Below are 6,958 nucleotides of genomic sequence, written 5' to 3' on the forward strand. Positions count from 1 at the left end.
CCGCGTTGGCAACGCAAAGTTAACCAAGGCGTCGCAAAGCACGACAGAGCGTGATCGAATGTCAGGTAAATCTTAAGTTTCCCCCGCGTGACTTGGCCCCCGAACACACCTCGGCGAAAGTTCCTGTGACCCGCCACACAGGACCCTGAAGGAGAGGCCATGCCGAGTTTCGGACGCGCCGCCACAGCAGGGCAGGGCGCCGACAAGGCACCGGCCCCGCCCAAGAAGCCCATCTACCGCCACCTCTACTTCTGGGTGCTCGTCGGCATCGCCCTCGGCATCGCCGTCGGCCTGCTCTTCCCGGCCCAGGGCGCCGAGATGCGCTGGCTCGCGGACCTGTTCATCAAGCTCGTCAAGGTCGTCATCGCGCCGACGATCTTCTGTACCGTCGTGGTCGGCATCGCCAGCCTCGGCAACCTCGCCAAGGCCGGCGGGCTCGCCCTGCGCACGCTCGTGTACTTCACCGCGCTGACCGTGATCGCCCTCGCCATCGGCCTGGTCACCGTCAACATCATGCGTCCGGGCGCCGGCCTGAACATGTCGTTCGACGAGGCCGACGCGGCCGACACCATCGCCGCCGCGGAGGGCGCCGAGGGCGGCATCTCCGGCTTCATCCTGCACATGGTGCCCGAATCCTTCTTCGGGGCCTTCGTCGACGGCCAGCTCATCCAGGTCCTCGTCCTGGCCGTGCTGGTCGCCTGCGCCCTCACCATGCTGGGCAAGCGCGGCCAGACCGCGGTCCGCGCCCTGGACACGATGTCGCACGTCATGTTCGGCGTCATCAAGATCGTCATGTACACCGCGCCGCTCGGCGCGTTCGGCGGCATGGCCTTCACGATCGGCGAGTACGGCGGCCAGGTGCTCGGCAGCCTCGCCTACTTCATGATCAGCTTCTACATCACCTGCGTGCTGTTCATCGTGGTGGTCCTCGGGATCGTCAGCCGCCTGGCCGGGTTCAGCCTGTTCAAGGTGCTGCGCCTCATCCGCGACGAGCTGCTGATCGTGCTGGGCACCTCCTCCAGCGAGTCGGTCCTGCCGCGCATGCTGGTCAAGCTGGAGGCCGCGGGCGTCAAGAAGTCCGTGGTCGGCCTGACCATCCCGACCGGGTACTCGTTCAACCTGGACGGCACCGCGATCTACATGACCATGGGCGCCATCTTCATCGCCCAGGCGACCGGTTCCGACATCTCCGTGTGGACGCAGATCGGCCTCCTGCTGTTCATGCTGCTCTCCAGCAAGGGCGCGGCGGGCGTCAGCGGCGCCGGCCTGGTCACCCTGGCCGCCTCGCTGGCCGCCTTCGGCGACGTCATCCCGCTCGCGGGCATCGCGCTCATCGTCGGCATCGACCGCTTCATGTCCGAGGCCCGCTCGCTGACCAACCTGATCGGCAACGCCGTCGGCACCCTGGTCATCGCCCGCTGGACCGGCGGCCTGGACCGCGACCGCCTGCGGGAGGTCCTGGACAGGCCGAACACCATCGACATGGACGCCCTGATGAGCTACGACGCCGAGGAGGGGGCCGCGGCCCGCGCCCGGGAGGACGGCTCCCCGGCGACCGGGTCCGCCGACGCCGAGGGGGCCGACGCGGCGCCCGCCGCCGAGGCGACCGCCACGGCCGGGGCGGCCGCCACGGCCGGGGCGGCCGTGGGCGGCGAGGGCGGGGACCGCACCCCCGCGGAGGTCAAGGGCGGATAGCCACAGGGCGGGCCGGCCCTCCCGGGACCGCAACCGGCCCGCCGCGGTGTCGCGGCGCCTCCCGAGCCCTCGCTCCGACACCGTTTCCCACCGCCCCGGGCGGGACCCCGTGACCGCACGGGTCCGCCCGGGGCGGACCCGTGTCCGGACCGGGGGCGAGCCGCTGCGCCCCCCCCGGTCCGGCGCGTCCGCGCACCGGCCCGGGGCGGCCTGCCGCCCCTCAGGGCCGGGACCGTCCACCGGGAGGGCGGCCGGCGCACGGGGAATCGGCGCCGACCGGTGCGAACGGCCCCGGAAGCGGGTAACGCGCAACCGTGGGTCCCGACCCGCGACCGCCCCCTACCCCCCGGGAGTCCCCGTGAAGCTGTACGCCGACCACCCCGTGCGCGCGTTCGTCCAGATCGCCTCCGACGTGCTCGTCCTGGCCTGGGTCTACGTCTGGGTCCGCGCGGCGCTGTCGCTGCGCGAGACCGTCCTGGCCCTGGACCGTCCCGGCGAACTGCTGGAGGACACCGGCCGGGGGTTCACCGAGCACATGGCCGGCGCCGCCGAGCAGGCCCGGAGGGTGCCCGTCGCCGGGGAGGCGCTCGCCGCCCCGTTCACCGGCATGAGCGGGACCGGGGAGTCCCTGGCCTCCGCGGGCGACTCCTTCCGGGAGTCGGTGGCGTCGCTGGCGCTGACCCTTCCGCTGCTCACCGTCTCGCTCCCCCTGCTGCTGGTCGCGGCGACGTGGCTGCCCGCCCGGGTCCGCTGGGTGCGCCAGGCCGGCGCCACCCGGCGGCTGCGCGGACTCGCCCCTGAGGCCCGCTCGCGGCTCCTGGCCCTGCGCGCCCTGGCGTCGGTGGCGCCGTCGAGGCTCGTCGGCGTGCACGAGGACCCGGCGGGCGCGTGGCACGCCGACGACCGGAGGGCCGTCGACGCGCTGGCCGGCCTGGAGCTGCGGCGTCTGGGGCTGCGCGGGTTCTGACCCGCCCGCCCCGGCCCCGGCCGCGTGCCACGGCGGCCCGCCCGGGCCGGGCGGGCGCCGGCGCCCGTGCCTACGCTGGGGACGCCACCGACCCACCGGGAGCCGACATGCGCCTCTCCGCCCTTCTGGACCCCGACTCCGTCCCCCTGGACTCCGACGCCACCGTGTCCGTCCTGCTCGACATCACCGCGCCCGGGCGCGCGGAGGCCCCCGACACGGCGTGCGCCCCCGTCGCCCGGGAGGCCGGGTACCCCCTGGCCGGGACCGCCCGGGCCGTGTCCCTGCGCGTACCGGTCGGCCCCCGCCTGAACGGCGCCCGGGTCGTCGGGGGGACGCCGTCCCGCCGGTCGCCCGACGGGTCGCTCGTGGTCGAGCTCGGCGACTTCCGCTCCGGGGAGGGCCGGCGCCTCCTCCTGCGCCTGGAGGTCCCCGGCCTGTCCTGCCCGGGACCCGCCACCGTCACCGCCCTCGAAGCCGCCTACGTGGACCCGGCGACCCTCGCCGCGCACACCGCGGTCCTGCCGGTCACCGTCGACGTGGTGCCCGGTGGAAGGACGTCCTCGCGGGCGAACCGGTCCGACAGCACCCGCGAGCGGGGACGCGACGGCGCGCCCCCGCGCGAGGGCGTCATCCGCGGTGAGCAGACCGACCGCGGCCGCCCCACGCCGGACCGGGCGCCCCCGGCTCCGGGCGGGGGCGGCAGGCGCGGGCCCGGGACGCCACGGGACCCCGGGCCTCCCCCGAACCGCTGACCCCGCCGGCCCCGGAACGGCCGGCGGACTACGGGACCTGGTAGGAGGAGTCCCTGACGTCGGTGATCGCCATGTGGCCGGGAGCGTGCCCGATCGCGAACTCGGGCGCGGACGCGGTCACCGCGGCCTGCGGGGTCACCCCGCAGGCCCAGAAGACGGGGATCTCGCCCGGGCGCACCTCGACCGCGTCGCCGTAGTCGGGCCTGTCCAGGTCCGTGATCCCCAGCGCCGCCGGGTCGCCGACGTGCACAGGCGCGCCGTGCACCGCCGGGTACCGCGAGGTGATGCGGACCGCGTCGGCGACCTGGTGGGCGGGGATCGGCCGCATGGAGACGACGAGCGGGCCCCGGAAGCGACCGGCCGGGCGGCACTCCCGGTTGGTCGCGTACATGGCCACGTTGCTGCCCGCCTCGATGTGGCGGACCGGGACCCCGGCCTCCAGGAGCGGCGTCTCGAACGTGAAGCTGCACCCGATGAGGAAGGCGACGAGGTCGTCCCGCCACAGGTCGGTGACGTCGGTGCGCTCCTCCACCAGCGCGCCGTCGCGGTACACGCGGTAGGCGGGCAGGTCGGTGCGCAGGTCGCCGTCGAACACCGACGCGTCCACCTGCCCCGGCTCCGTGACGTCCAGGATCGGGCAGGACTTCGGGTTGCGCTGCGCGAACAGCAGGAAGTCGAACGCGTCCTCGCGCGGCAGCGCGATGAGGTTGGCCTGCGCGTACCCCGGGCTGTACCCGGAGGTGGGCGCCTTCAGCCCGCCCCTGAAGAGGGCGCGCGCCCGGCTCGGTGAGAGTTCCGCCGGTGAAGTCATGGTGTCTCCTGCCTCTCGTTCTGGCCTGTGGGAGTACCGCGGTCCCGGACCCGCCTCACAGGGCGAACCGGATCCGGCTTCCGGGGCGGGCCTGCGCGGCCTTGGGCAGGTCCGCCGTGCGCACGACGGCAACCACCGGGTAGCCGCCCGTGACGGGGTGGTCGGCGAGGAACAGCACCGGCTCCCCGCCGGGCGGCACCTGGAGGGAGCCCACGACCATGCCCTCGCTCGGGAGCTCGCCGGAGCGCGAGGGCGCGCGTTCGAGGACGGGGCCGGACAGCCGGGCCCCCACCCGGTCGCTGCGGGAGGTCACCTCGTACTCGCCGGAGAGGAGCGTGGCGATCGCGTCGTCGGTGAACCAGTCCTCGCGGGGGCCCAGGTCGACCCGGAGGGTCGCCTCGGGCCCGCCGACGGGTGCGACGGCCGCGTGGTCGACGCGGGGGAAGCCGGAGGGGGCCGGTCCCACCGGCAGCACCGCGCCCGGCGCGGGCGCCTCCGGTCCGAGCCCGGCGAGCACGTCGGTGCTGCGCGAGCCGAGGACCGGCGGGACGTCCACGCCGCCGCGCACGGCCAGGTAGGTGCGCAGGCCCCGGGAGGGCATGCCCATGGTGAGCTCCGCGCCGTCGGGCAGGTGCAGGACCGTGTTCGCGGCGGCGCCGCGCCCGTCCACCGACAGCGGCGCCTCGGCGCCCGTGACGGCGACCGTGACCGCTCCCCGGGCCCGCACGCGCAGCCCGCCCAGGGTCGCCTCCAGCGCCGCGGCGCCCTCCGGGTTGGCGAGCAGCCTGTTGGCGAGGGCGTAGGAGGCCGCGTCGGCGGCGCCGGAGCGGCCCACGCCCAGGTCGGCGTGGCCGAACCGGCCCGTGTCCTGCACCGTGGTCAGGGGCCCGGTGGCGATGATCTCCAGAGCGCTCACGACGCCGTCGCCCCCGTCCGCGCGTCCGCGCCGGCGTCCGGGGACCCCGCGTCCGTGAAGCGCACGCGGACCCCGGGCCGGAGCAGGCCGGGCGGTTCGCGGTCCAGGTCCCAGACCCTGGCCCCGGTCCTGCCGAGCAGCTGCCAGCCCCCCGGGGAGCTCCGCGGGTACACCCCGGTGAACTCGCCGGCGAGCGCGACCGAGCCGGCCGGGACCCGGGTGCGGGCCTCGCTCCTGCGGGGGACGTGGAGGCGCGGGTCGTCGCAGACCATGTAGCCGAACCCCGGCGCGAAACCGCAGAAGGCGACGGTCCAGGTGGCCGCGGTGTGCGCCCTGATCACGCCGTCCCGGGTGAGCCCGGTCAGCTCGGCGACGTCGTCGAGGTCCTCGCCGTCGTAGACGACGGGGATGGTGACCGCGTCACCGGCCGCCCGCTCCGCCCCCGGCGCCGGGGACAGCGCGCGGACCGCCGAGGCGATCCCCTCCGGAGGTGTGCCGGGTTCGATCCGCAGCAGCACGGTGCGGGCGGCCGGGACGACGTCGGTGACGCCGGGGACGGGGTGCGCCTCGAGCGCGGAGCGCAGGGCCATCACCTCGGCCAGGTCCCCGACCTCCACGAGCACCCCGCTGTCGGCACACTTCAGGACACGCAACAAGACTCCTCAACCTGGTGGTGGCGGACCTGCCGGCGGCAGCAGGCCGTCTTCGCGCGAAGAGGTGCGCACGCCCCCGCGTGCGCACCTCCCCGGGCGGGAACGGTCACGCGTCCTCCGGGGCGGCCGGGGCCTCCCGGGTGAACGGCGCGACGGCGACCCCGGCGGAGCGGAGCCGGTCCGCGACGGCGCGGGCGATCTCCACCGCGCCGGGGCTGTCGCCGTGCACGCACAGGGAGTCGGCGGCGATCACGATCTCCGTCCCGTCGATCGCCTCGACCGGCAGGCCGCGGGCGATCCGCAGGCAGCGCTCGGCGATCGCGGCGGGGTCGTGGAGCACGGCTCCGGGTTCGCGGCGGGACACCAGGACGCCCTCGGGGGTGTACGCGCGGTCGGCGAAGGCCTCCCGGTAGGTGCGCAGCCCGGCCTCCTCCGCCAGGGCGAGGAAGCGGGACCCGGGCAGGCCGAGCACGGGCAGGCCGGGATCGAAGGCGCGGACGGCCTCGACGACGGCGGCGGCCTGCTGCTCGTGGTGCACGATCGTGTTGTAGAGGGCGCCGTGCGGTTTGACGTAGCGGATGCGGTCGTCGGCCAGCCGGGTGAACGCCGCCAGGGCGCCCAGCTGGTAGACGACGTCGTTGGTGAGGTCGGCGGGCGGGACGTCGACGAAGCGGCGGCCGAACCCTGCGAGGTCCCGGTAGCCGACGTGCGCGCCGACGGCCACGTTCCGCTCCTTGGCGTCGGCCGTGGTGCGGCGCAGCACGCTCGGGTCCCCGGCGTGGAAGCCGCAGGCGACGTTGGCGCTGGTCACGACGGACAGCAGGGCCCGGTCGTCACCGAGCTCCCAGCGGCCGAAGCTCTCGCCGAGGTCGGAGTTGAGGTCGATGCGCAACGTCGGTGCTCCTCGTTCTTCTTCGTGCCTGCCGGGGCGTGCCGGACCGCGCGCGCCTCCGCGCCCGCGGCGCCCGCCGCCCCTCGGCACTGCCGTACTGTGCGGGCCCCTCACGGGGCTCCTACCCCGTCCGGTCCGCGGGTCCCGGACCTGACGGCGCAGGGGGGTGGAACGGGGGGCGCGGCGGGGACGCCGAGGTGAGCTTCCGGAGCGCACCCGACGTCTGGCACGAGGACGGCTCCGTCGTCGGCGCGAGCGTCGGCGGCCGCCAC

At 75.5% G+C, this 6,958-nt stretch carries 7 protein-coding genes; 3 read left to right on the plus strand and 4 right to left on the minus strand.

The window, feature by feature from the left end:
- The first annotated feature begins 159 nt into the window (after window positions 1–159).
- From dctA to ABZ234_RS30835, 3 genes are all read left to right on the plus strand, one after another.
- Window positions 160–1,695, plus strand: a complete 1,536-nt coding sequence (gene dctA, locus ABZ234_RS30825; protein WP_355014354.1) for a C4-dicarboxylate transporter DctA — start codon at window positions 160–162, stop codon at window positions 1,693–1,695.
- A gap of 358 nt (window positions 1,696–2,053) precedes the next feature.
- Window positions 2,054–2,662, plus strand: a complete 609-nt coding sequence (locus tag ABZ234_RS30830; protein WP_267948478.1) for a hypothetical protein — start codon at window positions 2,054–2,056, stop codon at window positions 2,660–2,662.
- A gap of 107 nt (window positions 2,663–2,769) precedes the next feature.
- Window positions 2,770–3,414 (plus strand): hypothetical protein, encoded by a 645-nt coding sequence (locus tag ABZ234_RS30835; protein WP_355014355.1) that lies wholly within the window; start codon window positions 2,770–2,772, stop codon window positions 3,412–3,414.
- A gap of 28 nt (window positions 3,415–3,442) precedes the next feature.
- Here the strand turns inward: ABZ234_RS30835 and ABZ234_RS30840 are convergent, their stop codons facing one another.
- From ABZ234_RS30840 to ABZ234_RS30855, 4 genes are all read right to left on the minus strand, one after another.
- On the minus strand, window positions 3,443–4,225 hold the full coding sequence (locus ABZ234_RS30840; protein ID WP_267948476.1) for a putative hydro-lyase: 783 nt from the start codon (window positions 4,223–4,225) through the stop codon (window positions 3,443–3,445).
- Between the two features lie 55 nt (window positions 4,226–4,280).
- Entirely contained in the window at window positions 4,281–5,141 is an 861-nt protein-coding gene (locus ABZ234_RS30845) for a biotin-dependent carboxyltransferase family protein (protein ID WP_355014356.1), read from the minus strand.
- A complete protein-coding gene (locus tag ABZ234_RS30850; RefSeq protein ID WP_355014357.1) occupies window positions 5,138–5,794 on the minus strand; it encodes an allophanate hydrolase subunit 1 in 657 nt (218 codons plus the stop codon). The genes ABZ234_RS30845 and ABZ234_RS30850 overlap by 4 nt, the downstream gene beginning before the upstream one ends.
- A gap of 106 nt (window positions 5,795–5,900) precedes the next feature.
- The gene (locus ABZ234_RS30855; RefSeq protein WP_267948473.1) at window positions 5,901–6,686 is read right to left on the minus strand and encodes a 5-oxoprolinase subunit PxpA; all 786 of its coding nucleotides are present in this window, start codon (window positions 6,684–6,686) and stop codon (window positions 5,901–5,903) included.
- Window positions 6,687–6,958: the final 272 nt, after the last annotated feature.

Source organism: Nocardiopsis sp. NPDC006198 (genome assembly GCF_040613895.1).
In the GTDB taxonomy this organism is placed as follows: domain Bacteria; phylum Actinomycetota; class Actinomycetes; order Streptosporangiales; family Streptosporangiaceae; genus Nocardiopsis; species Nocardiopsis tropica.